This window comes from Paracoccus sulfuroxidans (assembly GCF_007830335.1).
GTDB classification, from domain to species: Bacteria; Pseudomonadota; Alphaproteobacteria; order Rhodobacterales; family Rhodobacteraceae; genus Paracoccus; species Paracoccus sulfuroxidans.
In genome coordinates, this window is record NZ_VLKU01000006.1 from 175,032 (window position 1) to 200,693 (window position 25,662).

20 protein-coding genes and 3 pseudogenes are annotated in these 25,662 nt (G+C 61.3%); 7 read left to right on the forward strand and 16 right to left on the reverse strand.

What is annotated here, in order from left to right; all coding sequences use genetic code 11:
• Window positions 1–4 precede the first annotated feature (4 nt).
• The gene (locus tag IQ24_RS11135) at window positions 5–454 is read right to left on the reverse strand and encodes a helix-turn-helix domain-containing protein (protein WP_145398029.1); all 450 of its coding nucleotides are present in this window, start codon (window positions 452–454) and stop codon (window positions 5–7) included.
• A gap of 210 nt (window positions 455–664) precedes the next feature.
• Here IQ24_RS11135 and IQ24_RS20595 point away from each other — a divergent pair, with 210 nt between their 5' ends.
• The gene (locus IQ24_RS20595) at window positions 665–862 is read left to right on the forward strand and encodes a hypothetical protein (protein ID WP_422386274.1); all 198 of its coding nucleotides are present in this window, start codon (window positions 665–667) and stop codon (window positions 860–862) included.
• Window positions 777–2,324, forward strand: a complete 1,548-nt coding sequence (locus IQ24_RS11145; RefSeq protein WP_422386275.1) for an ABC transporter ATP-binding protein — start codon at window positions 777–779, stop codon at window positions 2,322–2,324. The genes IQ24_RS20595 and IQ24_RS11145 overlap by 86 nt, the downstream gene beginning before the upstream one ends.
• Window positions 2,325–2,395: 71 nt before the next feature.
• On the opposite strand, the gene IQ24_RS11150 is transcribed toward IQ24_RS11145, so the two are convergent.
• The 3 genes from IQ24_RS11150 to IQ24_RS11160 are packed head-to-tail and all read right to left on the reverse strand — an operon-like array spanning window position 2,396 to window position 5,019.
• Entirely contained in the window at window positions 2,396–3,724 is a 1,329-nt protein-coding gene (locus IQ24_RS11150; RefSeq protein ID WP_145398032.1) for a sensor histidine kinase, read from the reverse strand.
• Window positions 3,721–4,392 (reverse strand): winged helix-turn-helix domain-containing protein, encoded by a 672-nt coding sequence (locus IQ24_RS11155; RefSeq protein ID WP_145398033.1) that lies wholly within the window; start codon window positions 4,390–4,392, stop codon window positions 3,721–3,723. The genes IQ24_RS11150 and IQ24_RS11155 overlap by 4 nt, the downstream gene beginning before the upstream one ends.
• A gap of 54 nt (window positions 4,393–4,446) precedes the next feature.
• Window positions 4,447–5,019 carry a PepSY domain-containing protein gene (locus tag IQ24_RS11160; protein WP_158637511.1) on the reverse strand — a complete coding sequence of 191 codons (573 nt, stop codon included), beginning with the start codon at window positions 5,017–5,019 and terminating at the stop codon, window positions 4,447–4,449.
• A gap of 224 nt (window positions 5,020–5,243) precedes the next feature.
• On the opposite strand from IQ24_RS11160, the gene IQ24_RS11165 reads away from it, so the two are divergent.
• The 3 genes and pseudogenes from IQ24_RS11165 (at window position 5,244) to IQ24_RS11175 (ending at window position 7,905) form a co-directional block, all read left to right on the forward strand.
• Complete coding sequence (locus IQ24_RS11165; protein ID WP_145398035.1) at window positions 5,244–6,035, forward strand: COG4705 family protein; 792 nt, start codon at window positions 5,244–5,246, stop codon at window positions 6,033–6,035.
• Window positions 6,036–6,483: 448 nt separating this feature from the next.
• Window positions 6,484–6,926: pseudogene (locus IQ24_RS11170) on the forward strand (IS91 family transposase); the annotation flags it as partial.
• 397 nt (window positions 6,927–7,323) lie between these two features.
• On the forward strand, window positions 7,324–7,905 hold the full coding sequence (locus IQ24_RS11175; protein WP_145398036.1) for a DUF2267 domain-containing protein: 582 nt from the start codon (window positions 7,324–7,326) through the stop codon (window positions 7,903–7,905).
• Window positions 7,906–8,211: 306 nt separating this feature from the next.
• Here IQ24_RS11175 and IQ24_RS11180 read toward each other — a convergent pair.
• The 12 genes and pseudogenes from IQ24_RS11180 to IQ24_RS11235 all read right to left on the reverse strand — a co-directional run bounded on the left by IQ24_RS11180 (window position 8,212) and on the right by IQ24_RS11235 (window position 21,610).
• Window positions 8,212–8,985 (reverse strand): annotated as a pseudogene (locus IQ24_RS11180) (IS5 family transposase).
• Window positions 8,986–9,051: 66 nt separating this feature from the next.
• Window positions 9,052–9,849, reverse strand: a complete 798-nt coding sequence (locus IQ24_RS11185; RefSeq protein WP_145398037.1) for an Imm52 family immunity protein — start codon at window positions 9,847–9,849, stop codon at window positions 9,052–9,054.
• Window positions 9,849–10,736, reverse strand: coding sequence for a Tox-REase-5 domain-containing protein (locus IQ24_RS11190; protein ID WP_158637512.1), 888 nt, complete (start codon window positions 10,734–10,736; stop codon window positions 9,849–9,851). The genes IQ24_RS11185 and IQ24_RS11190 overlap by 1 nt, the downstream gene beginning before the upstream one ends.
• Window position 10,737: 1 nt before the next feature.
• On the reverse strand, window positions 10,738–11,802 hold the full coding sequence (locus IQ24_RS11195; RefSeq protein ID WP_145398039.1) for a DUF4123 domain-containing protein: 1,065 nt from the start codon (window positions 11,800–11,802) through the stop codon (window positions 10,738–10,740).
• A gap of 215 nt (window positions 11,803–12,017) precedes the next feature.
• Window positions 12,018–12,375 (reverse strand): annotated as a pseudogene (locus IQ24_RS11200) (transposase); the annotation flags it as partial.
• 304 nt (window positions 12,376–12,679) lie between these two features.
• Window positions 12,680–13,738 carry a hypothetical protein gene (locus IQ24_RS11205; protein ID WP_145398040.1) on the reverse strand — a complete coding sequence of 353 codons (1,059 nt, stop codon included), beginning with the start codon at window positions 13,736–13,738 and terminating at the stop codon, window positions 12,680–12,682.
• Entirely contained in the window at window positions 13,674–15,518 is a 1,845-nt protein-coding gene (locus IQ24_RS11210; protein ID WP_145398041.1) for a hypothetical protein, read from the reverse strand. Before IQ24_RS11210 ends, IQ24_RS11205 begins: the two co-directional genes overlap by 65 nt.
• A 33-nt stretch (window positions 15,519–15,551) precedes the next feature.
• On the reverse strand, window positions 15,552–15,803 hold the full coding sequence (locus IQ24_RS11215) for a PAAR domain-containing protein (protein WP_145398042.1): 252 nt from the start codon (window positions 15,801–15,803) through the stop codon (window positions 15,552–15,554).
• Window positions 15,803–17,062 carry a DUF4123 domain-containing protein gene (locus IQ24_RS11220; protein ID WP_145398043.1) on the reverse strand — a complete coding sequence of 420 codons (1,260 nt, stop codon included), beginning with the start codon at window positions 17,060–17,062 and terminating at the stop codon, window positions 15,803–15,805. Before IQ24_RS11220 ends, IQ24_RS11215 begins: the two co-directional genes overlap by 1 nt.
• A 2-nt stretch (window positions 17,063–17,064) precedes the next feature.
• On the reverse strand, window positions 17,065–19,017 hold the full coding sequence (locus IQ24_RS11225) for a type VI secretion system Vgr family protein (protein ID WP_145398044.1): 1,953 nt from the start codon (window positions 19,015–19,017) through the stop codon (window positions 17,065–17,067).
• A gap of 78 nt (window positions 19,018–19,095) precedes the next feature.
• Complete coding sequence (locus IQ24_RS11230; protein ID WP_145398045.1) at window positions 19,096–21,054, reverse strand: DUF2207 domain-containing protein; 1,959 nt, start codon at window positions 21,052–21,054, stop codon at window positions 19,096–19,098.
• A 1-nt stretch (window position 21,055) separates the two neighbouring features.
• A complete protein-coding gene (locus IQ24_RS11235) occupies window positions 21,056–21,610 on the reverse strand; it encodes a LemA family protein (protein ID WP_145398046.1) in 555 nt (184 codons plus the stop codon).
• Window positions 21,611–21,894: 284 nt separating this feature from the next.
• On the opposite strand from IQ24_RS11235, the gene IQ24_RS11240 reads away from it, so the two are divergent.
• A complete protein-coding gene (locus IQ24_RS11240) occupies window positions 21,895–25,149 on the forward strand; it encodes a DUF4781 domain-containing protein (RefSeq protein WP_158637513.1) in 3,255 nt (1,084 codons plus the stop codon).
• 1 nt (window position 25,150) lies between these two features.
• A complete protein-coding gene (locus IQ24_RS11245; protein WP_145398048.1) occupies window positions 25,151–25,582 on the forward strand; it encodes a hypothetical protein in 432 nt (143 codons plus the stop codon).
• Window positions 25,583–25,662: the final 80 nt, after the last annotated feature.

Genomic DNA, 25,662 nt, shown 5'->3' on the forward strand with positions numbered 1-25,662 from the left:
CGCGCTATTTTGGCGTCTTGTCTTTCGCGGCCCTTCTGTCCTGCGCTCTCCTCGCCCTCCCTTTGACGACATGGGTCGTGGCGTCGCGCATCAGGCGCTGAAAGGTCGGGCATTCGAGATGGCTTGGCGCAGTGCAGGACGCAGTATGGCGCAGACCGTCTCGCAATGCAGTAAGCTCACGGATCTTGCGGTCAAGTTCGTCGGCCTTCCTGACCAGTTGCTCACGATCGATGCTGGGCGTTCCCGTCGCCCCCAGCATCTGTCCGATTTCGGTCAGCGAGAACCCCGCCGCCTGACCAAGCGAGATCAGCGACAGTCGCGTCAACACCGCCTCTTCGAAGATCCTGCGAAGCCCCCTGCGACCGGCGGAGGAGATCAGCCCCACCTCCTCATAATAGCGCAGGGTCGAGGCGGGCAACCCGCTGCGGCGCGACACTTCAGAAATGTCCAACATGCCCTTGACCTCAAGTCGACTTGAAGTGGTAGTTCATCAGGCCTGATCCGAATTTACAAGGAATCATGAGGCCATGACGACGAGTTTCACACCACCTGCGTCCCAACGGAACAACCAGTTCCCCGTCAGTCTGATCCAAGGAGAGCGCAAATGACATTTGTCCTCCAAGCGATTTTCATGGGTGTCGTTGCAACCGTCTTCATGGATCTGATGACCTATGGTCAGAGCCGCATCTTTGGGTCCACTTCCCCTAACTACGCCATGGTGGGTAGGTGGGTTGCCCGAGCACAATCTGACGCTGCTCTTCTGGCTCGCCATCGGCATGATCGCCGCCGCGATGATGTCGGCGGTGATCGGGGTCGCGCAGATCATGATGAGCACGCGGATCGGGCAATCGATCCTGCATGATTTGCGCGTGCGCCTGTTTGCGCATCTGCAAACCCTATCGCTGCGTTTCTTCACCGGAACCCGCACGGGCGAGGTGCAATCGCGCATCTCCGGCGACATCACCGGGCTGCAATCGCTGGTGACGGAAACTGCGGATGAACTTGGACGCTCGCTCAGCGCGGTCGTGATGACCGCCGTGGCCATTCTCATCCTCGATTGGCGACTGGCGCTATTCGTGCTGCTGATCGTGCCCGGCACAGTCTGGATCAGCGCCCGCGTCGCCCGGTTGCGGGAAGAGCTGGTCTTCCAGCAACGCGCCCGCGCCACCGATCTGTCGGCAGCGGTGCAGGAAACGCTGTCATCATCGGGCATCATCCTGTCCCGGACCATGGGGCGCGGGCCGCATCTGACGCAGCGCTTCACCCGCATCTCGCAGGACCTGTCGAAGCTCGATGTTGGCGCGCAGACGGCGGGCGAATGGCAATGGTCGCTGATCGGTTTCGCGCTGGCGACGCTGCCTGCGCTGACGCTGCTTGCCGGTGGGTTGCTCATGCGGACCGACAATCCGGCGACGATCGGCACGCTGGTTGCGATGATCGCCTTGCAGGAACAATTGCTCTGGCCCTTCCAGCAGCTTCTGGAACTCGGCCGCGATACCCGCAAGACCCGCGCCTTGTTTGCCCGCATCTTCGAATATCTCGATGAACCGGCCGAGATCACCGAGCGCCCTGATCCCGTCACCATCCCCCGCGCCGATATGCGCGGCGCGGTGCAGCTTGACCATGTGAACTTTGCCTATGCCGACAGCGACAAGCCCGCCGTTCACGATATCAGCCTGAACATCGCACCCGGCAGTCATGTCGCCATCGTCGGCCCGACCGGATCGGGCAGGACGACGCTCGGCTACCTTCTGGCGCGGCTTTACGATGTGCAAAGCGGCGCGATCCGTTTCGATGGCGTCGACCTGCGCGATCTGAGCTTCGAGACGCTGTCCCAGATGCTCGGCGTCGTGTCGCAGGAGCCCTATCTGCTCCATGCCTCGGTCGCCGAAAACCTGCGCTTCGCCCGACCCGAGGCGACGGATGCCGAACTAATCGAAGCCGCAAAGGTCGCGCAGATCCACGACCACATCGCGGCGCTGCCGGACGGTTATGACACGCTGGTCGGCGAAGGCGGCTATCGCTTCTCGGGCGGAGAAAAGCAGCGGCTGGCGCTTGCGCGCACGATCCTGCGCGATCCGCCGATCCTGCTGCTGGATGAGGCGACGAGCGCGCTCGACACCCGCACCGAACGGGCCATGTCGCTGGCGCTGGCCGGGATGTCGCAGGGACGAACGACCATCACCATCGCCCACCGCCTGTCGACGATCCGCCACGCCGATCTGATCGTGGTCATGCAGCATGGCCGAGTGGTCGAAATGGGCAGCCACGATCAGCTTCTGGCGCAAGACGCCCTTTACGCGGCCCTGCTGCGCGACGGCTAGGCCGTCTTAGGCGTGGCCTGCGGGCCGCGCCTTGGCGAGCAGGAAGAAGGCAAGCGCCGCGAACGCGCAGCTCAGTTGCCCCCGCCGAACCGAATAGTCGCCCGCAACCCGGGGTGATTATCCGTCAGGATCAGTTCCGCGCGGTGCCTTTGGACGATGGCCGCCACGAGGCTAAGGCCGAGGCCGCTGCCGGGGGTGTTGCGGCTGCGGTCGAGGCGGTAGAGGCGGCGGAGAACCGCCTCGCGTTCGGTTTCGGGAATGCCGGGGCCGTGGTCGCTGACGGACAGGGTTCGGTCTTCGACCGCCAGCGTCACCGTGCCGGGCGGGCTGTGATGGAGCGCGTTTTCCAGCAGGTTGACGATGGCTTGCCCAAGAAGCGTCCGGTCGCCCTGAACGATGGTCTTCCCCGATACCTGCAAATCGATCTGATGCCCGCTTTCCTGCGCGGCAGGGTCGTAGAGTTCGGCGATGTCGCGCGCCAACTGGCCAAGGTCGACGGGCACGAAGTGCGGCCCGCGCCCGCCGCCTTCGATCTGCGCGATGCGCAAGAGCGCGTCGAAGGTGGTCGAGATGTGCTGGATTTCGGCGCTCGCGCGGGTGAAGACCTCTTGCGCGGGGCCATCGGGCAGATCGGTCGCGCCCTGATCGAGAACCAGCGCGAGCCGCTGGATCGGGGTGCGCAAATCATGCGCGATATCGGTCGACACCTGTTTCAGCGCGGCGACGGATGCCTCTTGCGCGGAGGCCAGACGATCGATCCCCGCGCCGACCCGGCTTAGATCGTCGGGCGGGCCGGGCGTTACCGGCAGGCGCGCCGTCAGATCGCCGGAGGTGAGGCGTTCGAGCGTGTCTTCGATCGCGTTCAACCGCCGGGCCGAACGCAGGCCGATCACCATCCCACCGGCGAGCAGCAGAACCGCCGTCGGCAGGAGGGTAAAGAGAAGCACATTGACGAAAACCTCGCGCAGGTCGTTGAAGGCTTCGGTATCCTGACCGACGGTCAAGAGCGCATCGCCGACGCGTTCCGAAAGCAGGATATAGCTGCCGTTGATATCTTGGCCCTTGTCATGCAGATCGACCTGCCGCAGCTTTTCGCCGGGCAGGGGGCCAAGATAATTGCCAACCGGCCCCCCCGGCCCGTCGTAGCGCAGAATCTGATGTTCGGGGTCGGCCTGCTGCGCGCCATCGGCGACCGCGCGGGCGATGGTTTTCGGATCGCCCGAGGCCGAAAGCTCCTCAATCTCCTGTTCCAGCACGTTTTCGGTGGCGCTGAGCAGGGCTTCGTTCGCAAGCCACCACGTCACCAGAAAGGACACGGTGCTGACGAGCAGAAACAGCGCGACCAGCCGCAGCGTCAGCCGCATCGGGGTCGCGCGCAGGGCGTCGCGCCATTGGCTCATGCGTCGATCCTGTAGCCCGCGCCCCGGATCGTGCGGATCAACTCGGTCGCGAAGGGCTTGTCGACCTTGGCCCTGAGGCGCGAGACATGGCTTTCGACGACATTGGTCTGCGGATCGAAATTCAGATCCCAAACCGCTTCCAGCAGCATCGTCCGGGTCTGGACACGGCCCTTGCGGCGCAGAAGGCATTCGAGCAGCGCAAATTCGCGCGGCAGCAGTTCGATTTCAGTCTCGCTTCGGGTGACGCGGCGGCGGATCAGGTCCATGCGCAGATCGCCGGCGGTCAGGACGGTTTCCTCGTCGCGCATCTGCGGGCGGCGGCCAAGGGCCTGAATGCGGGCCGAAAGCTCGCCAAAGGCGAAGGGTTTGACCAGATAGTCGTCACCGCCCGCGTTCAGCCCTTCGATGCGATCATCGATCCCGCCCATCGCGGTCAGGAAAATCGCGGGCGTCAGGTTCTTCGCGCCCCTGAGGGTGCGGATCAGTGACAGGCCGTCAAGATCGGGCAGCATCCGGTCGACGACCAGCACGTCGAAATCCGCGCTTTGGGCGGTCACCAGCCCGTTGCGGCCATTGCTGCAGACCTGCGGGACATGGCCTTCCTCGCGAAGGCCGCGGGCGATGTAGTCGGCGGTGGTCTGGTCGTCTTCGATAATCAGGATGCGCATCTGGCCTTGTCCCGAATGGGGGGCGGATCACGCCGCCCCCGATCCTGTTTCAGCTTAACCTTCCGAAGGTTCGGCGGAATCGCCCGTCCCTTCAATCGTGGGAACGAGCTTACCCGCCGCCGCATCGAATGTATAATCCAGCCGCGAGCCATCGGCCTTGACGATTTCAAGCTCGGTCTGGGTCGTGCCGTCTTCGCTTTCGTGACCGACCGACATGACCTTGCCGCCGCTTTCCGCCTCGGCCTTGGTCACCACGTCCAGAAGCGAGACCGGCATCTTCGCCGGATCGACCGCGTCGTCGTCATCCTGCCCGGCAAGCGTGCCCTTGTCCTTGGTCTCGACCACCTGACCCGTGGCCGCGTCGATCTTGACCTTGGCGATCTTGTCGCCCGCGACCGTCTTTACCTCATAGGCGGCAGCGCCCTTGTGATCGTCGAACTCGGCCTCGATGGCCTTGCCGCCGGTCGCGGTTTCGGCGGCGCGAATGGCCTCCGAGATGCCCTTCGGCGCAGTCAGGAATTGCTGTATTTCGGCCGTGTCATCCGATCCGGCCCAGGCTTGGCCGACGGACAGGGCGCTTCCGGCTGCAATCGCGGCAAGGGCAAGCATGGATACGGTGCGTTTCATCTTCATTCTCCTGAGTGACGGCGGCGAAAGTGCCGCGCTGACCCAGAGCTAGGCACCCCGCCTGACCGGAAAATCCTGCGCGGATTATCTTTTCGTAATGTTTCCGGTGGCGCCCCAAACCGACGCCGCCAAAGATTACACAGACGTAATCTTCCGCCGATCTGAGGGTCATCCGAGGCATCTAATCTCTGCGCAGGTGAACCCGTTTTCAGGAGGGGACAGAGATGACCTATTCCATCACACCCGCAGCGCGCGAGCGGGGCGCGCTTTACAACAAGGTCCCCGAAGTCACGGCCTCTTTCTGGGCCATCAAGATCATGGCGACGACGGTAGGTGAAACCGGGGCCGACTATCTGATCTTCAAACTGGGGCTGGGCTTGCCCCTGACCTCGATCCTGATGGCCGCAGTTCTGGCGGTCGTTCTGTTTATGCAGATGCGCACTGACCGCTATACGCCCTGGATCTATTGGCTGGCGGTCACCATGATCTCGATCGTTGGGACGCTGATCACCGACAGCCTGACCGACACCTATAACGTGCCCTTGCAGCTTTCGACGGTCCTATTTGTGGGGGCGCTAATCGCGACCTTCATCATCTGGTATCTGCGCGAGCGGACCCTTTCGATCCATTCAATCGATACCCCGGTGCGTGAGGCCTATTACTGGCTGGCGGTCCTGTGCACCTTCGCGCTTGGCACGGCCGCGGGCGATCTGCTGGCCGAGCAGCTTGGTCTTGGCTACCTGACCTCGGCCTTTTTGTTCGGCGGCGCGATCCTGCTGGTCGTGGCGCTTTGGAAGTCCAATATCATCGGTGCGGTCACGGCCTTCTGGCTCGCCTATATCCTGACCCGTCCGCTTGGAGCCTCGCTGGGCGACCTGCTGTCGCAACCGGTCGCGAATGGGGGGCTGGGGCTTGGCACCACAGATACGAGCCTCGTGTTCCTAGCGGTGATCTTGGGGCTGGTGGTTTATCTGGCGGTTTCCCGCCAAGCTGCGGTCGAGCTCACTGATAGATAATGGATTGATCATAGTTCTATAGCGTGAGGAACTTGCCGCGAACCGGGGAAGCCGTCGGGTCCACAAATGTCAGACGCCAGATGGCTTCCCCGGTTCGCAATGAGCGGCGGGCGCTCTTTGGGGGAGGCTAGTAAAAGCTTCGCTGGCGCACAGGACTGGGTGAAAACGACCAGCGGCTAAGTGCTTAAAGCGACATCGATTTGTCGCGATAGCGCAGCCAGTGAAAGAACAAGTGGTACATCTTACTGTGGTTGGAGCAGTCGATGCCTACTGAGCGATGTATCTCCCGCAGCCGCTGGAGGAATTTTTCTGGTCCGTGCCTAAGCACCCAAAAGCCTGCAGTACCTGCAGAAACCTAGTCCTCCTGCGATAGGTCGCGTACCATGACCCAGTTGAAGGTGATGTCGGCGATCGAGGCCTGCCGGACCGAGGCACTTGGCGGGCATGTGCGCGTGTCGGCGTGACGGCGGTGCTGCACACTTGGGTTCGGCGCTGACCCACCATCCGCACATCCACATGAACTTGCGGGGAGGTGGGCTATTGCCCGATGGCACGAGATGGGCCGCCTGCAAGCCGGGTTTCTTTCTGCACGTGCGCATGTTGTCGCGCCTGTTCCGGCGACTGTTTCTGGACGGGCTGATGGATCTGTATCGCGCCGGGGAACTCGTCTTCTTCGGGGACCTGACGGGGCTCAAAGATATCGCGGCATTCGCCGCTGTCCCTACCACATCCCGCAAGACCGAATGGGTGGTCTATGCCAAGCCGCCCTTCGGAGGTCTCGAGGCCGTGCTGACCTATCTCAGCCGATACACCCATCGCGTCGCCATCTCGAACCACCGTCTTGTCAGCGCCGACGCAGAGACCGTGGTCTTCCGCTGGAAGGATTATCGCACCCCGCAGATACGGCGGACCCGAGCTGCTGCCGCGCCTACCTTAGTTACAACCGGCCCTGAGCTACCGATCGTGCAGAGCGCGGTTGACGGCCAGCTTCAGACAATTGCTGCCGGTCGTGCGAGACGCAGCGCAAGTGGTGCCCAAGGCGCTTGGAGTGCTTATGCCCTAGAGGCAAACTCACCAGATCTGGACATCAGAACCGGGCAGTTTCATCCTCAACCCGACCAATAGATGTCGGGACTGAACTCGATGATAGTGACCTCCGTCCCAGGAGCTTGGAAATTGTCGATGCTGTCTGACGTCCTGAGGGCAGATGCGTCGCTGCCATGAAAGTAGAGACCAATATCAACGCCGGGCCGGCGAACCAGCAAGTCGCACAACCTCAGGAGACCGCATGTCAGAGTACTATCGTTTCTCGCTAAACTTCAAAATCCGGCGTGACGCGCCCCAGGCTCTCCATCGTGCCTTGCGTGCTCTGTCTGAAAGGCGGCTACCGGAGGAGGAGGATCTTGCAGAGTTGCCGCCGGTAGTGGGCGAATATCTGCGCCACCCGAGCCCACCCGAAGGCATGGATGGAGACGGTTTCACCTATCGATATTCCCGCAGCGGGCGAGTGTTCAGAGAAGAGCGCCCAGATGATCCGACACATGCCATACACGTTGAGCGCACGTTTCACGATGATGAATATTGGGCCTGCGGAGTCTATTTCATATACTGGTTGTTTCAGTTCGCTGCCGAGGACGGTCATCTGGCGATCAAGTTGCTCGAATTCGACACGCCTCCCGAAATCTACACCAGACAAGGCAGCGACATCTTGATCACACAGCTGCGATACGAGCCGGAGGAGTATCGCCCCCTTTCTCTGCGGGAGATGCCCCTCGACGATACGAACCCAATCGTTATATCCGAGACATTTCGGCAGAATCTACCGGAGTTTTTGAAGAATATTGCGGAAATGTGTGGGCAGCCCACCTGACTGTCGCGACGGCGGCAATCTGGCTTGCCATGTTTGATATGCGAGACCTGTCGTGAACGGTTTCTTTGATAGCAACTCAGTAGGAAGTCGCAGGCTCAGCAGCGAACGATTTCTCATAACGCTCCACTTGGGCATTCGCTCGCCGCCTATTTCGGGCGGTCGGAGGCATCGGATTCTGCGTGGTCGTGTCCTCCCAAGCAGCCGTTCGTGGCGTGTGACGGAAAACGCGAAAATAGCTGTGGTCTGAACCGAGCGGACGAACTCTCACCTCAAGTCTATCCATTTTGACGGCCATGCCGTCTTAGGTTATGTTGACAAATGGCGGAGCCAGAGCTTGATGCAGGCGACGCCGAGGAAGCTTTTGGCGGTGTTGTCGTAGCGGTTTGCCAGCCGACGGCTGTTTTTCAGCTTGTTGAAGCAGCGCTCGACCATGTTGCGCAGGGTGTAGATGGTCATATCGACAACCTTGCCCACCCTTCTGTTCTTTCGCATCGGTATCATTGGCAAGGCGTTACGGCCTCGATATCTTCCCGAACTTTATCAGAGGCATAGCCTATGTCAGCGACCAGAATGGCGAGCTGTGGCAGATTGTCGGCCATCACCAGATCGCAGCCGGTGCAATCGGAATCCTGCCCAGTTGTGATCTCGGTCCTCATCGGGAAGCCTGCGCCGTTGACCCGGAGATGGATCTTGGTCGAGAACCCACCTCTCGAACGGCCAAGACCCTCTTTCGAAGCTCCCCCTTTGCACCCGCTGCATGATGATGGGCGCGGATCACAGTGCCATCAACCATCTAGAGCTTGTCTGGCGCGATCGCTGCGTGGTTCGAGCCGCATCCAGGATATCCTCCCACAGCCCCGCCAAAACCCAGCGGCGGAACTGACTGTAGACCGAGGACCACTTGCCGAACTCTTCGGGCAGATCACGCCATGGCGCACTAGTCCTTGCGATCCAGAAAATTCTATCCAGGACAAGACGATGGTCCGCAGGTTTCCACCCGTTCGGGCGCCGGACGGCACGAATGAAGCCCTCGAAGAAGGTCCACTCATCGTCGGATATCAAGTTGCGTGCCAAGTTCATCTCCCACGTAGAGATGAGCTTGAATCATAGGTCGCGGACCAGTAGAATCCATTTTGTCAACACGACCTAGATGCCCGTAAGTTCTTCCACTGTCGGAAGCAATCCCCCCTCAACCAGGCTCAGCTCAAGCTCATTGGCATTCCGCTTCTGAACCGGATCGGTGCCGTCGACGTTCTCCTGTTGAGCTGCAACGAGCGTTCCGGGTTCCATTGGGATAGTTATGGCGGATTCAGGAAGAATTCTTGGATCAATCTTCTTGGGTAGCCAGGCCATCCAGCCGTCCCATGCTCTATCCCAGAACACACGGTCATAGGTCGCATAGTTGCCCGTCCCAACCGAAACCATGCGCGGTTCCCGCCATGCGATGATCTGGAAGATCATCTCCGCCCATTGGTTAAACGAGAGGTTGCGATCGCGGTGCGAACCCGTGCAATAGAAGGTCAGAGCATTGCTTCTGGACTGGCTGCTGCCACCGGAAAAACTTATTCCTGCACTGTAGGTCCTTGGATCATCCGGGAAAATCTCTTTGCTGAAGGCAAGAACTTCCAACTGGTAGAAATCCTCTTTCGAGGTCGCAACACAGTAATCGACGAATGCTCTCGGATCCTCTAAAGGATTGAGCCCGCGTCCCGCCTCATGGTCATGGGCATCACGAACGACGCGCCATTCCTGGATATAGGGGTTGATCCCCGCAAGGCTGCTCATGAGTCGGATCAGGTTTTCGCCACCCTGCCGCACGCCCTCATGTGAGGGCGCAAAGAACGCCTTCAGCTTTGGAGCATTGAAGGCTGGCCGGGGACGGCTCTGCAGCATCTCATAGGCCTTCCTAGCGGCCTCTTTGCGAGCGCTCTCACGATCTGCCATCAACCATCCTCCCAATATCCGTAGTCCTGTTCACCGGACCTGTAGAGCTCTCCCACAAAAAGAGTCCCATCCGGTGCCAAATGATACGGTGCATGTTTATATTCGATCTCAACCATGCCCTTGTCCCTGCACATGAAGGCGAATTGCCACATGACTTCGTGATCGCTGAAGACCCAGAGTAGTCTCACCTTGGGCATTTCGGGAGAGACGACAGAGTACTGTTCCTGGGTCTGGGCAAGGATTTTGCGCTCGAGACTCCCCAGGAAGGGTTTTGCCGGGTTGGGGTATGCGTAGGCATCGCCTGTGCCAACCAAGCTTTCGTCTATGAAATCACGATAGCCGAGCTTGACCTCATAAAGAAGGCACTGCGCGTGATCCATCCCGTCCCAGCTGGCCTCCGGCGGCCGGCGCCAAACCCATTCCTCGATCTTGACGCGGAGCATGCCGTCGGTCTCGTCAGCCTCAAAACCAAACCAGGGCAGAATGTAGTGCTGATAGAGTGAGCCGCGCGCCTTCGGTGTTGGCTTTCTCACCGTGCCGGCCTGGAAGCTGTGCTGGATGCGGCTACCCTCGACCGCGGGTTTGCAGAAAGGGCATTCCTGTTCCTCGCTGTCATCGCATTCGTCCCGGATCTTCTTCTCGGTCTGGACGAGGGCTTCAAGCGCCATGCGCAGCTCTGCATTGCCGGGTCGCTTGTTGTTCGGCTTCAACTCCGGTTCCGGTTCCGGTTCCGGATCCGCCTTCCTGCCCTTCAGGAAATCAGGGAGATCAATTCTCCCGCGCCTCTGTTCGTCTTCGGCATCGGAATATTTCTTGTAGGAAATCGTGGCGCCGCCTGCGAGCAGGATACCAAGACCCCAATAGATCAGCGGAATTGCAACAACCATCCTACCACCACACCCAACTACCGATATCGTTGCGGGAGTTCTGATATTTGATCCGGGAGCACAGGTCTTCAAATGCCTGATTGACATTGCCCGACGCCGCCACAGAACGCCATTCCCTGGTTTCTATGAATGCGGGCCAGGGTGCCGGGAAGGCCAGCACAGCCAAGAGCATCATTCTCGATCTCAGCGTCGGGTCTGTCAGCCCGACCCTCCAGGCCTCGTCGACCAGGTCGAAGAGAATTGGCCACAGATCTCTCGGCCGCGCGCCATATCGCGCAATCTGTTCCTGATGGTTTTCAAAGAGGATCTTCGCGGATCCGAGCATGCCTTTGTAGAAAACCGCCCTGGAGAGATCCCCTCGAAGATGTGCAGTCAGCCGTATAGGCTCTCGCACCTCAAGGTCTTCGAAGCTGATCGCATATGCTAGGTCAGCCTGCCTATGCATGACGGTCACAATGTCACCGCCAAAGATTCTGCCCATCATCCGGGACAGCGCCGGCAGCCTTTCAGATCGCATTGCCAGAACCTGTAACATCCAGGGCTCCCAGAAGCGGAAGAATGACCAGTTCCCCGCATCGTTCATGAGTTTTGTGAACTTCCGGAAATGCGCGAACCGCGACGAAAATCCCTTTTGTGAGCGGACATAGATAGCGGCATCGTTCATCCAGAGATCCCCCGGCTGGCCTGAGGACGTGAACAGCGATCTCGTAAGGCGATCAGCTGGACCCAAGCTGACCATCCAAGGCGCAATCCCTTTCAGATCCTCGCCCGCCTGCCCCCTGAACAGGCATGAATGTTGCTCATCCCTGAATTCCAGACTCTCTTCTAGGTTTGGAATCCTTCCAGCGTCGAGGATGGCATAGGCATGTTTACGCGGATCGCCAGAAAGCCCAAAAACCTGGGCGGCAAGGACGTCTGGACAAGGCTTGCTCGGAAAGGCGCCGATCTGTGTGTCAAGTGGGAAGACACCCTCGATGACGGAAACACTTAGCCCACTCGGGCCATCGGGGCGCTCAAGGCTCTCCAAGGCCCCGCTCGTAACCCAGTAATCCCCTTCGGTTGCCATAGGCCGCTCTGAAACCCAAACACAAATCTCTGATCGTCAATGACTGGAATAGAGCAGAGAGGCCGAGGTTTGTCGAATCCGATGCATTTCGCCTGACTAGACCACATCGTTGAACTGACTGGTCGGATCGCAGGTCATCATCATCGTCACGTCAGCGTCTGGCTCAGTCGACAATGTCCACTGGGCCCGGAGCACTGATCGGTGCCATCAGGTCCGCTGGCGATCTTGTTCTTCGTGAAGCTGTGGTCACGGTTGGTCACCGCCTTGAACTTACTGCCGTCGATCGCAACGCAATCGCCCTTCAGCACACCAATCCGGCGGCATCGGTCGACGACCTGTGCGCAGGTCTTGCAGATAGAGAGACCATTCGTGCGGCATCACCCGGTGATGGTCTTGTGGTCAGGTGCGAGCCGAGGTCGAACGCCCGAAGCCAAGTTTCACCAGCTCAAGCTCATCGATGAATAGGCCAACCACCCGAGCGAAATAATCCTCGCCGATCCAGTCCTCCAAGCGCTCCGGGATAGGCACGGCTTGGCTGCGCCGAATCCCCTTGATGAAACACCTTCCCGCCATCGTGAAATCGTAGCGCAGCAGTGGGTTTTGCCACGCCATCGGCCGATTGTTCCACCTTGATGCAGCACGGATTAAGCGGCCGATACGGCCAAGAATACGTCACCGCACGCCCTATTTCCTACTAAATTGTCACCCTTCCGATCCATCCGGCTACACTTCTGAATACAGTCCAGTACCGCGCTCAAGCGACGAGGAAGCGCTTTCCATCGTCCCAGATACAGGACATGACATTCTTCATGCGAGGGTGAGGCTTCCGCGACCAGATATCGAGCGTTCAGCGAGCCTCGACCTGAGCCCAATAACCTCAGTACAGAACCGCACCCGCCTGCAGGCTGCCATCCGCCGCGCGGAAGAACGCGACATTCAGGCTACCGACGTTGTCGGGGTCGGAAGGCGTGTTCCAGATGAGCGGGTCGGGGATGATGCGGAGAAGCCGCCCACCCGCCATGCGCTCAATCTGAAAATCCTTCGGGCCCAGGACCAGATCAAGCGGTTGAAGCGTCCGTCCCTGGCTGTCGGTCACCGTCAGGTCCTGCAGGGGCGCCACCTTTTCAAGATACTCCTCAAGCGAGGCGTAATGCATCGTCACCGCAAGATGGCGCCATGCTGGTTCCAGTTTGGCGCGGACCTTGCGCGCGTCACCGGACATCAGCACGGCATGCAACTCGCGATAAGCTGCGAGTAGTTGTGCCCGGTTCTCGGGCGTGTCCTCGATCACCGGCGCTGAAACCCAGGGGCCGGCAGGAAGCGGATCTGCGATCTCGACCTCGGCTGTGACGCGGCGCGCGGTCCAGTGGTCGCCCCAGCCGCTGATCAGATCCGCTTTGTCCTGGCGATCGCGGCCGACCTTCATCGGCGGCGTGCTGCGTGCCTCGACCGGCTGGCCAAGCCGGGTCATTTGCGGAAACAACACGGTATTGTCGGTCGGGTCCAGCGACAGGTTCAGCATCGTCGCCTGCTGCCGGTCGCGGCTGACAAGGTCGACCCGCTGCAACTGCGTGAGAAAGTAGAAGTCAGGATTGGCGACATTGTATTCAATGGGCGAGCCATCGACTGTTACGAAGGTTACGTCAATCTCGTTGCGGCCCTGCTTCAGATAGGCGTTCACCGGAACAGACAGGTTTGTGTCCCTGCCCTGGAAATCACTCCAGACGGTGACATCATTGATCCTGAGCGCCCAGAACGCGCCGTCACCAGCAAGAGAGACATAGTAATTCGCGGGATCGGGTGTTTCCTGGGCCACGGATGGTTCTCCGAATATCGTTGTAAGGACGGCGATGGTGATAGCGCTGGCCAGCCTAGTAATCCGACCAGGGCGGCGCGGTGTCCGTGACTCGCTCGACTGTTGGCGCAACAAGAACATAGACGGCTCCTTCGTTATCCAACTCAGATCTGCTTGCATTGGGATCGCGCCAGTTCTTATCGCCCGCGGAATAGTCGGGTCCCTGCTGTGTTGCCGTAACGCCGCGCGACGAACTCCGGTCCTCACGATCCTGCGCCGGCGCACCACGACGGTGCGAGGATTTCGCGCCGATCCGCATATAGCCGGTGGCGCGGGCCTTTATCCCTTCGAAATAGTAGCGCTTCTGGCGCTTCTTGCCTTCACCAACTTTCATTTCCCAGATCCAGCCGGTGTGGACCGTACCGGCGGCACCGGCTTCGGCGCTGGCGATCCAGACCTCGCCCTCGACGTGGATCAGGATCTGCGCTGTGCCGCGCACGGTCAGCTTGCCGCCGAATTCCGATGTCATTGCCTGCGGGTCCGAACGAATGCTTGAATCGGCAGGCAGCAGAACCGTGATCCCGCTTTCGAGCTTGTGCTTCAGCTCACCCTCGGCCGAAATGACGATTTCGGCCCGCACTTCGCCGCGCACGGCATTCGACTTGTTGGCCATGGCCGAACGCGCCTCTTGCACCAGCCTGGCGCCCGCGGGCGACAGCATGATCTGCGCGGCCAGATCGACGATGTCCAGAATGCCGCTTGCCTTCATGGTCAGGGTCGTTTCCAACGAGCCGACCTTGGCCTCCAGATCCGGCGTGGCCTTCTTTGCCTCAAGCTTGACGCCGGTCGCGGCCAGCTTCAACGTCATGTCAAAGCGCACACCCGAACCAACCGTCGTGCGATCGACGATCCGGTCGGGCGAGGGCGAGGTTTGAGACACGGATTCCGAAAAGTTGCCGATGATCGAGGCAATCGTGCCTGCAAGCCCTGGCGCGGTTGTGCCGCTGGGACGCCCGCGGCCGCTGCTGGGCTTGGCCGAGGCGCTGGCCGCGCCCGTGATGTCAAGCGCGCCGTATTTTCCGGTCAGGTTACCCTCAATCGAAGCATTGCCGCCAATACCCGAGGTCAGGAAATGCACTCCGACCGCGACGCTCGCATCCCCCGCCAGCTCGAAATAGGGGACGGGCACAACCTGCATCCCCTGCGACATGCTGGGGTCATTGACGCATTGAACAGGCGTGAAAGTGGCACCGACCGCACCCGAAGCGATATTGACGGCGCTGACGACCGTGTCGGCGATCATCAAAAACAGCAATGCCTTTTCAGGGACGAATTCCTTCAACGCCAGGGCGCTGTTGATAGACTGATCAAAGCCAACATCCGTATCCAGACCAGACCGCGGCGCGTAGGCGGGCGTCATGACCGGGCTTTCAACCCGGAACAGGGAACGGCGCGGGTGTCCTACCTTGCAATCACGCCCGGTGCCTTCAATGCGTATCTTGCCGCACAAACGCGGTCCCCTGACATCCTTGGCGATGATCAGCAGGCGCGTCTTCGGCTTGTCACCCTTGACGGGCCATTCGATCTTGCGGGTCGGATCCTCAAAATCCTTGATCACGCCCCCGGTCAGGCAGCAGGGTTGGTTGGGTTTGCAGTCCACGCAGGCTGCGGCAAAGGCAGGGTCAAAATTGCCATCACCATCCGCATCCGCCGCCGGAGGAATCGGGCTGCGCGTCATGGGCGGATTGCCACCCATCTTGTAGTTGTTGGCAAGTGCGGTCAGGCGGGCATCGGTCTGCCCGTCTTTCGAGGTTGAAAGCTGGCCGACGACCGTGCGCGCTGCCCCCCGGTCGGCAAAGACCTCGGGGTGGTTTTCCAATAGGAACTTATAGTCCGAAGCCGTTGGCGTGTAGTTAGACAAGAATCGTTCTCCGGTGAGGGTCGGCGATGGAGGTCAGGCTTTCGAGCGGGAGCCCTCGACAATGAAGCCGCCGTGGCTGGTACGTGATCCGATGATGGCGGCATGCTTGCCGTCGATGATGCAGGCCTTGGTGCCGGTGACAATCTCCGCCCCGCAGGTGGTCAGGTCACCAACGGTCGCGACCGGCCTTGCGTCGCAGCTGGACCGCGACGCGACCTTGACGATGGCGTTCACCCCGTGGATCGGGCAGTCGTGTTTGTCGCCAAGCCGTGCAATGGGCTTCATCAGGCGCTTTCCTTCTGTTCCAGCCCGTGGGCGCTGGTCATCTGATCGAACCAGTCGGCAAGCTGGTTTTTCTTTTGCCAAGGCAACAGGCTGCGATCATTCAGAAAAGCCCCGGCCTCGGGGTAGCGGCGTTCGAAATCGGTCCCGAACAGCAGCTGCGCCCTTGCAATCGCCAGCACCTGACTGGCCGAGGTCATATCGAAAGCCGCCGCCGAAGCTGGCGCGTCCTCAGCGATGGACAGGCATCTTTTGTCCGAAGTCAGGTTGCCATATTCCCGCTGCAGGCGGCGCGCCAGCTGATGGATCGCGCGGCGCTGCATGCGCAGGCTCAGGGCCGTGAACTCGGCCTGGGTCACCTCGCCGGGCCCGCGACGATGCGCGCCTGAAGGCGCATGCCCCGTCCAGCGCAGCAGCCGTCCGTTGAGGCTTTCGGGCGGATCGAAGACATCCATCGCGGGACCGGTCAGCCTTGCGGCTTCGGGCAGAAGGCACTCGGTCGAGACCGGCACGATGATCGCGTCCAGAGGCCGCGTGAAGCTGTCGCGGAAACTGTCGGGCATCGCTTCAAGCGCGTCGATCATCACACGCGGATCATAGAAGCGGAAATAGACCGCCGCTTCGGTGTCATGTGGCGTGCGCATCATGGTGAAGCGGCGCAAATGCCCGCGCATCTGGTCCAGCGATGCGTTGCTGTTCAGCAAGACGAAGCTGTGGAGCTTCTGGGGCCGGGCCCGCAGCAGGGCCACAAAGGCACCGTTGGGATCAATGCGGACCAGCCACGGCGCCAACGCCCGACCCTCGGGGTTCAGCGTGCTGTACAGGCAGGCATGTTCGGCGTCGCTTTGTCCCAGAATCTTCGAGATTTCGGGCCAGTTCACGCCATCGACCACCGCCCAAAGCGCGCCCGGCGCAGACAGGGCCGCATCCCAGTCCACCTCGTCCCAGCTTTCGGCGGGGGGCGGGGCAGGGGTGAACTCGCCCAATGCAACGGGGCGGATCTGGTTCACCTGTGGCAGCAGGCGGTGCAGGTCATCGGCCAGCACGCCCAGATCTCTGGCCTGCGTCGCCCGAGAGATGGACGTGGCCGAGATCATATCGAAGTCAATGCGGCCAAGCGCATGGCGCATGCCGGTCTGAAAATCTTCGGCCGAGAAGGCGGACAGCATCAGCCAGCGCGCGGCCTCGTCGCGGTTGCCGATCTGGCGTCGACCCTCGTCGCCACGGGCGCGCAGATGAAAACGACCGATCCACGGCTCCAAGATCAGGCCTCCGCCTTGGCCAGCGGGCAATGGCTGACGAAGGGCGATCCGGCAGCGGCCGCCGCCTTCAGCACCGCCGGGATGGCCGGAAGCGCTGCCGCCCCGGGCGAGGCCGAGCCTACGTTCAGGATCGGCGCCACGTTGACCGCTCCGCCCTCAAGCACAAGCGCCGCGCCCCCCGCAACCAGCGTGATCTTGGCGGCATCGATGACAATTTCGCCCTCGGCCTTCAGGGTCAGATCGCCGCCCGCGCGATTGGCATAGGTTCCGCCGACGGTCACGCCACGGTCACCGTCGATCTTTTCCTTCATCTCGCCTTTGACCGACAGGTCCAGCAAGCCCTCGATGCTTTCGGTGCGATTGGCCGCGACGATCAGCTTGGAATCATTGCCGATGCTGACGGTGTCATCGTAATCCACGCGACGCTGGGCCGAGTTCAGCACCTTCATGTCAAGGTTCTTCTGGGCGTGCAGATAGATGAACTCTTCGCCGCCCTTGTCCTCGAAGGTCAGTTCGTTGAACCCTTCCGCCGAAACCGAGCTGGTCTTGAAGGTCGAGCGGGTCTTGTGCTCGGGCAGCGCCATCGGGGGCATGTTCGCGCCGTTGTAGACGCAGCCGGTGACCAGCGGCTTGTCGGGGTCGCCCTCCAGGAATTCGACCACCACCTCCATGCCGTTGCGCGGAATGACCATTCCGCCCCAGCCGCTGCCCGCCCAGTTCTGGCTGACCCGGCAGCGCATGGAATAGGCTTCGTCCAGATCCCAGTGAAAGCGGACCAGAATGCGCCCGAACTCATCGCAGTCAATCTCGCCCGAGCCGACGACCTTGGCCGTTTGCGGTCCATGCACGACAGGCTGTGGCGTGCGGCGCGGGGGGACCATGGGTGCGGTATCCGGCATTAGTACGTAAGAGCCGGTAAAGCTGTAGCCGTCGCTTCCCTGGCCGCCCGAGGCATAAGCCTCGGAAATCAGCGAATGCGTCGCCGCAAGGCACAGGAAGGTCTCGCCCGTGCCGGGAATGCTGTCGCCGCCCAGTTGCACACGCATCCCTGAGCCAAGGCTGGCGCAGTCGCCGATCGCGCGATTGCGCCGGTCTCCACCACGTTCCTGATCGGTGCGCAGCCGACCCAGCATCTTGCCATCGGCCTGCTGGGTATAGCCGCCCGGATAGTCGAAGCTTTCGATCTGGCCCTGCGCATAGGCCGCGTCACCTGTCTGGACGACCTCCATCGCCTGAGGCGGTCGCTTGAAATCGTAATCGGTCAGGCGGATCGCACCCGTCGTCAGATTGCGTTCCGGCGCCCATTCCCAGAAATGTTCCTGCTCGCTTTGGTGATGGCCGTCGTAGCTTTTGAACGGCCTCTCACCGATGCTGTCATGGGCCAGCACGTCATCGGTCATGACCAGCGTATGGCTGCCCATGGCATGGCGGAAATAGAAGCTGATCCCGTGACGCTCAAGCTGCCTGCGCAGGAAGTCCAGATCGCTTTCCCGGTATTGGACGGTATATTCCAGCACCGGATATTCATTGCTGAGTTCGATCTCGAAGGCGGGATCGCCCAGGGACGAATAATCGGCAAGCACCTCGCGCACGATCTCGACCACGGTCTTGTTGTGGAAGATCCGCTGATTGCGCCGCAGCCCCGTCAGCCAGAACCAGGGGCGCAGCGTCAGGTCATAGCGATGACCGCTTTCACCGATCCCGGCCCAGCGTGCCGAAGCGACGATTCCGTCAAAACTCCGCGTGCCGCTGCGTGTCGCGACCTCAACCGTGGCGTGGGTGCCGATCAGCGCATCGAAATCCAGATCGTTGCGGGCGGCCAGCCCCTCGACCCGGTATTCGTAAAGATCGTTGACGAAATCAGTGCCCTCGAACCTCAGCAAGACGATGGTGTCTTCGCCCAGTTCGGTCGTGAGCCGACCCAGACGGTCCGTTTGGCGGAGAGGCGCGGTCATGGGAAACCTGATACTGTGAACTCAGCGGTACACTATCAAGACAAATGGCGCATGAAAACAGGTGCCGTAGCGTTTTCGCTACCATCCACCGCCGCCGCCGCCACCCCCCCCGCCGCCCGACGATCCGCCTGAGCTGCTGGAACTGTCCGAGGAGCTGCCCCCGAAGGCCGAGGATGAGGCGCTGGCGACGGGCAGTGCCGCAGTCAGGCTGGAGGCAAGCCGATCCATGACGCCGTTGCTGCCCTGTGCCGAGGTCCTGCTGCGCGTGTAAAGCCGGATCATGCCTTCATCCGTCAGCAGATGCGCACCTTGGGAAAGGACGGCCTGCGCATCCTCGCCGGTGCTTGCGATCCAGTCGCGGAAGCGGAGGGTCCAGGCCTCTTCCAGCCCCAGTGCCATGGCGAAGGGCAGAATGCGTTCGAAATGCGCGACCGACATCTCGGGCATGTCCGGCATGGCCAGCCGGTCCTTTTCGGCCACCTGAATATATTCGCGCAGCCCCGCGATCTCATCCAGAGCGGCGCGCCCCTCAGTGGTCGGGCCGCCTAGAATCGGGGCGAAGATGACGTTGACCAGCACGATGCCGGCAAGCGCGGCTGGCATCACCGGGCTGCCACCATTCAGATCATAGCCGAAAAGCAGCAGGGCGGTGCCCGCCCCGGTCAGGATGATCGCCGTCACCAGCGTAAACCATGTACCGACTGATTTGCCTTTGCCGCGGGCGAACAGAGCGCCCCGCAGCAGCAGCATCAGCAGGCTTACGGCCAACACAAACACGATCATCAGAACGTTCAGCGGTTCCAGTAACTTCAGCGGCAGGCTCAGCAGCAGGGCGATGGACAAGAGCAGCCCGATCAGCAGTTGAAGCCAATAGCGTCGGTAAAACCCGCCTTTCAGGCGCTGATCTTTCAGGTTGGACGCCGCCTCACGGCTGAGCGTCCGCACGGTCTGGCCATTGCTGCGCTTGATCTCCAGGGGGCCATCTGCCCGCTGCAGCGTCTCGACAATCAGGCGCTGTTCGGGCGGCAGATCGGCGGGCACAGGTCGATCGCGCAGCACGATGCGGGGGCTTCCCCGCTGCGGCATCTCAACCCCGATCACCCCGCGCGAGGCCAGTTCGACGATGGACAGCGACAGCGCTTCCTCTGCGGGCAGCGATGCGTTCTTCCAGATTGTGCCTGCCAGTGCGGCAGACATGCCCGTAGGCGGTTCCCACCTTGGCACCATCACCCCGGCCTTTGCGTCGCGGCCCCAAAGCCACCATGCCGCCAGATAATAGGCCAGAACGGCCGCCAACCCGTAAAGCGCCCATTGGTCCGCCACATTGTCGCGCGCGGCCCAGTCGCTGCGCTGCTGCGGGGTCGGTTCAGGAACCACGCCCTTGGCAAAGCTGACGGCCACGGTGATCCCCTCGCGCGGGGCCAGCGGGCGGGTGGTTTGGAATACAGCGGTCTGGGCGTCGGTTTGCTCAAATCGCGCATCGCTTTCGGTGGCACCAAAGGCACCGGTGAAGGCGGCCAACTGCCCCATCTGTGCGCCTTTCGGCAGGTGGACCGTGACGGTGACCTTATCGATGGGGAACAGCCATTCGGTGCCCGTGGCGTTCCAGTAAACCTCGTCATGATCGTCGAAAAACCGCAGCTGCCGGTCCGAGCGATAGGTCAGCCGATAGACATGCTCGCCCGGGGACAGGTTGGTTTCGGGATTGCCCATATAGATGCGCAGGGCTTTTGCGACCTCCTCGATGCGGCTTGGCTCGGGCTGGCCGTCGCGGGTCAGCGAGACCAGCTCGAACCCGACGCGATAGGTGCCCCGATCATCACGGGCCAGCATGGGAAAGTCGCGAAAAAGGCCGCGACGGATCTGATCGCCCTCGGCCCGCACGCGAATGACCTCGGTGACCAGAAACGTGCCATCTGCCTCGACCTGCAGAGTGCTGTCGAAGGACAGGATACGCTCATCCGCCTGTGCCGGGTGCAGGCCCAGCAACAAGACCGTCATCAGCAGGGACAGGACGAGTGCGGGATATTTCATCATGTCAGAACGCGACCTTCGGCAGCTCACGCGCGGCCGGGTCGTCCAGTTCGAAGAACTTCGCGTCCTGAAAGCCAAAACGGCTGGCGACAAGATTGGATGGAAAGCTTTGCACCTTGACGTTCAGCATGCGCACGGCACCGTTGTAATAGCGTCTGGCATGCTGGATATCGCGCTCTATCTCTTCCAGAGAGCTGTGCAGGTCCTGAAAATTCTTGCTGGCTTTCAGGTCGGGATAGGCTTCGGCCACGGCGAAAATCCGGGCCAGGGCCGCACCCAGCTGCCCCTCGGCCTTGGCGCGTTCGGCGACATTGCCCGAGCTTTCGGCCTGCGCGCGGGTCCGCGTCACCTGATCCAGCAGATCCCGTTCATGGCCCGCATAACCCTTGACGGTCTCGACCAGGTTCGGGATTAGGTTGCTGCGACGCTTCAACTGGACGTCGATGCCGCTCCAGGCTTCGGCGACTTTCTGGCGCAGGGACACCAGCGCGTTGAAGATCATCACCCCGTAAAGAGCGATGGCCAGCAGAATGCCGGCGACACCCAATAACCAAGCCATAGCGTACCGCCTGTCCGTTACTGCAAGTTTGGCCACACCCTAAAGGCAGCTACGCGACAGGAAAAGACCGCCACCCCAGATGGCAGTGCGGTCGGCTGTTTTCGCCCGTATCGCCATGATCTGCCCCTGTTCAGGCGATCTTGTAAGCAAACCCAAGCGCAGCCAATCGCACGGAAAGGCAAGAATGCGCGCACGGATCCGCAGCTGGACGGTCAGGCCTTAAACTACGCAGACAAATGGGTAAAATCCGGCCGGTAGTTTGTTTTTGTTCATGGTGCCCTGTCATGCTGTCTCCCGTTCAAAGGTCCAAGACTGAACGTCCGCCCGAGCCGGAACCCGAGGTTGTCGTTCCCGAGCCGCAACCCGAAAGCACGCCAGAGGCCAGCAATAGCCCGGAAGCGCCGGCGCCCCAGCCCGAGCCACCTGCGGAGCTGCCCGAACCGCCAGAACTCGACGTCTCGGAAGAGCGCACCGAACAGATCGAACAATTCGTCGATGAAAATAAGGACGGCAAATCCGACGGATGGTGGATTTTCGGAGGGGGCGAAAACTCGGCCGACCGCTATGCCGATGCGATGAAGGGCGATTCTTCCCTTGGCGATCTGACCGACGACGAAAAGCGCCTGCTAACCCGCGGCATGGTCGAAGACTGGAGGGCCGACGAAGATGTGGATCAATACAGTAACGCCGTAAGGAAACTGGATGGTGACGACCCCCAGATCCTGCGCGAAGGAATGTTGCAACTTGTTGCGGCAGATCAGGCCGAACGGGCTGCAGATGGCGAAGCTGCCACAGAGACAATGACTGGGGATGACAGCTTTTTCATCCAGCACGTCATCACGGAAGCGACCTATAATGACCCGGAAGCTTTGGTCAACGCGTTCCAAGGCCAAGGGGCACGTCTGGGGCTGATGATCAATGCCACCCTTCCTCTGGGTGCTGCCGGAGATGAGTTGCTCCAGGCTGCGATCGACGGGAAAGGCGATCCCACGACATTGCGTCAGATGGTTGATGCAATGTACCTGGGTTCTTACGGAGACTTTGAAATCGCGTCCGGGCGGAAGTTCCCGGAAGCATTGGCTGCGACGCATCGGCCGGGTGATACCGAAGCTGACGAACTCGCGCGCGAGGTACTGGAAGACAAGTTCGAAGCCTTCATTTCGGAGGACCGGACATCAGCTGAAGGCGTGCCGCCTGAATTGCGGCTGGCAGCTCTAAATGAAATCGAGGCAAACTCGTCCTGGTCTGCCGATGACCTGAAGGACGGCTGGGAAAGCGACGTCATCGGCGAGTGGCTGGCGGAAAGCTCGATGCAGGCCTATGCCGGGCGGGGCACCGAACCGCAGCAGCTGAACGGCGAGAGTTTACGCAACACCATCGGCCAGTCGATGGGCATTCAGCCCGATCGCGCGCCGGGTGAAGATGCGACAGAAGCCGAGATGGACGCGATCTATGCCGAAGGCATGGACCATCAGTACTACGGCGAGAATGAGAATATCGACCGCGTTCAGGCCCAGATTCTGAAGGTTGCGGGCCTTGAAGGTGCAGATCCTGCGACGGCCAAGGCGGATGTCACCATCATTCCCGTCACGGTGACCAATAACAGCGAAGGCGCGACCAGCGTGCCTGTCTATCGCGTCGAAACCGAAGACGGCCCCAAATTCGTGGACACGCAGGGCCGCAGCTACAGCAGCGTCGAGGATTGGGAGGAAAACAACGACTTGCCCAGCGGGCGCATGACCTATCCCGAGGGCATGGATATGGCCAATGCGGACAATCTGGTCAGCAAGAACACGCCCGAGGTCAATGACACCTGGCAAGAGCACGCCTTGGCGGTCGGTGATACCATCGCCACCATCGCGGGCGTTGCCGCGCTTGGGCTGTTCGTGGTCGGCACGGGGGGCACGGGTGGCGCGGTCCTGCTGGCCGGAGGTATCGGCGCGGGCGCATGGGGGGCGGGCCGCGCGTCGGCCTCGCTTTACGATGACGCCCAGCATGGGGTCGATATCACCGATCTCAGCGATCCGAATGTGCGGACCAAGTGGATCGAGGGCATTGCCAGCGGCCTCTCTGCAGGTGCCGGTGGTGTTGGCCTGCTGGCCCGGGGCGGCGCGCGCCTGACGGCGACCGGTGCGCGGGCGGCTGCGGCGATGAACATCACCGCGACTGCAGCCGATGGTGCAGCTGTCACGAACCAGGCGGTCGTGCTGGCGGACAACTGGGACAAGATGAAGCCGGGCGAGCGTGCCTCGGGTCTTTTGAATCTTGCCTTCTATGGCGGCATGACGGCCATGTCGCTGCGCAGCCCCGGCGGCACGAATGCCGACGGCATGAGCTTCCAGCGCACCGCGAACCTTTTCGAAAACGGCACCCCGTTTGACATGCATGTGAACCCGCAGCTTGCCACGGGTGAGGTCAGGGTTGCCTATGACACCGACCCCTCGACCGGGCGCGTGGGCAACATCCGCCTGCAATATAACGGCAGCCGCGACAGCCTCGATCCGGCGACCGTGCAGCTGCACTCGGACATCGCGCGCGGGATGGAATCCTCGGCAGGGTTGCAGGGCCGGATCTCGCAACTGGTCACGCAAAGCGGCGAGACGCCGAAACCCGGCACTGCTGCCTGGGAGGCGCAGTTCGAGCTGAAGAAGATCGACACCGAGCTTCAGCAGATCAACCAGCAGCTGTCGCAGGGCGGTCTGACGCCCTATGAGCAGGCCGCAGCCAATGCCCGCCTGCTGGAGCTGAACACCGCGATCGAGCAGCAGCAGGCCCGCCTGCCGCAGACGGATGCCGAGGGTCAGGGCTGGGTCTCCAGCCCCTCGCGCGGCAGCGAACAGGCCCAGAAACTGGGCTGGGACAACCCGCCGGATGGCTATCACTGGGTCGCGCAGCCCAATGGTGAGCCGCGCCTTGACCGCAACACGACCGACGCGGGTCCGTCGCTGAGCTATGACCCGACGCGGCCCCCGGGCGAGCGTTTCGTCGAGCGCCCGACGCCCGAGCGTGGCGATCTGATGCCGACGGATGTGGTCGCACGGCAGGACGCGATCAACAGCTGGATGCAGCAGAACGGCTATGACTCACTGACCAGCGCCAATGCCCAGCAGGTGCTGACGCAATATCGCCAGACCGCGCAGCCGCCGGTGACCGATGCGGCAGGCGGGCAGGGGACGCTGGCCGCTGTCGAGGTCAACGGCCAGACCTATGTCGGCATGAACTCGTTCAACTATAATGGCGGTGAGGGGCTGGCGCTGCACCGCCAGTGGCGCGATCAACTTGGGCTGTCGCGACCTGGCACGGACTCGCAGATGATCTTCCATGGCGAGGCCGATGCGCTGATGCAGGCCTATGCGGCGAACGGGGGCGAGATGCCATCCTCGGTCACGTTGCACACCGACAATCCGCCCTGCGGCTCATGCCGCAACGATCTTGGCCAGCTTGCGAATGAGATGGGCATTGATAATCTGCGGATCGAGGTCTCTGACGGCTCTGTCTGGACGCTGCAGGCTAATGGTAAAATCACGGAGGGGTCGTGATATGGCGAGAATTTCAACAGGAATCCCCTATATTTCGGGGTATGAGTATGACGTGGCCGAACTTCGGCCATTTCTCACAAATCCGGCCGCCCATCCCGACAAGGTGGGAAACGCCGATGTCTTCATGGTGGCACCATCCAGCCGCGCCTCAAACACGCTGACCTACGAATACATGGCCGGGCGAGGGTTCTCGCTGGTCTGGCGCTTCGTGGATGAGAAGGGCAGGCAGGTGAACAACTTCGTCAGCAGAAGAGGCCCGCATCTGATGGGGCAGTTCCTGTATCTGCCCGATCAGGCCGTCGTGCCCGAAGGCTCTTTCGTCAGTGGCGAGAAGTTTTTCCAGGTGCTTGAGGATTTCGCCAAGAACCCAAACATCCTCAGCGGCGCCGTCGAATGGGTCGCGTGGAGTGATATCAACTGGCCGGAGCCTTGATTGGTGGCAGTCTTCACGGGCTGATGGCGGCACAATCGCAGGGCTGAACCGCTTGTCGGGAAAGGCGCACCGAGACCCGG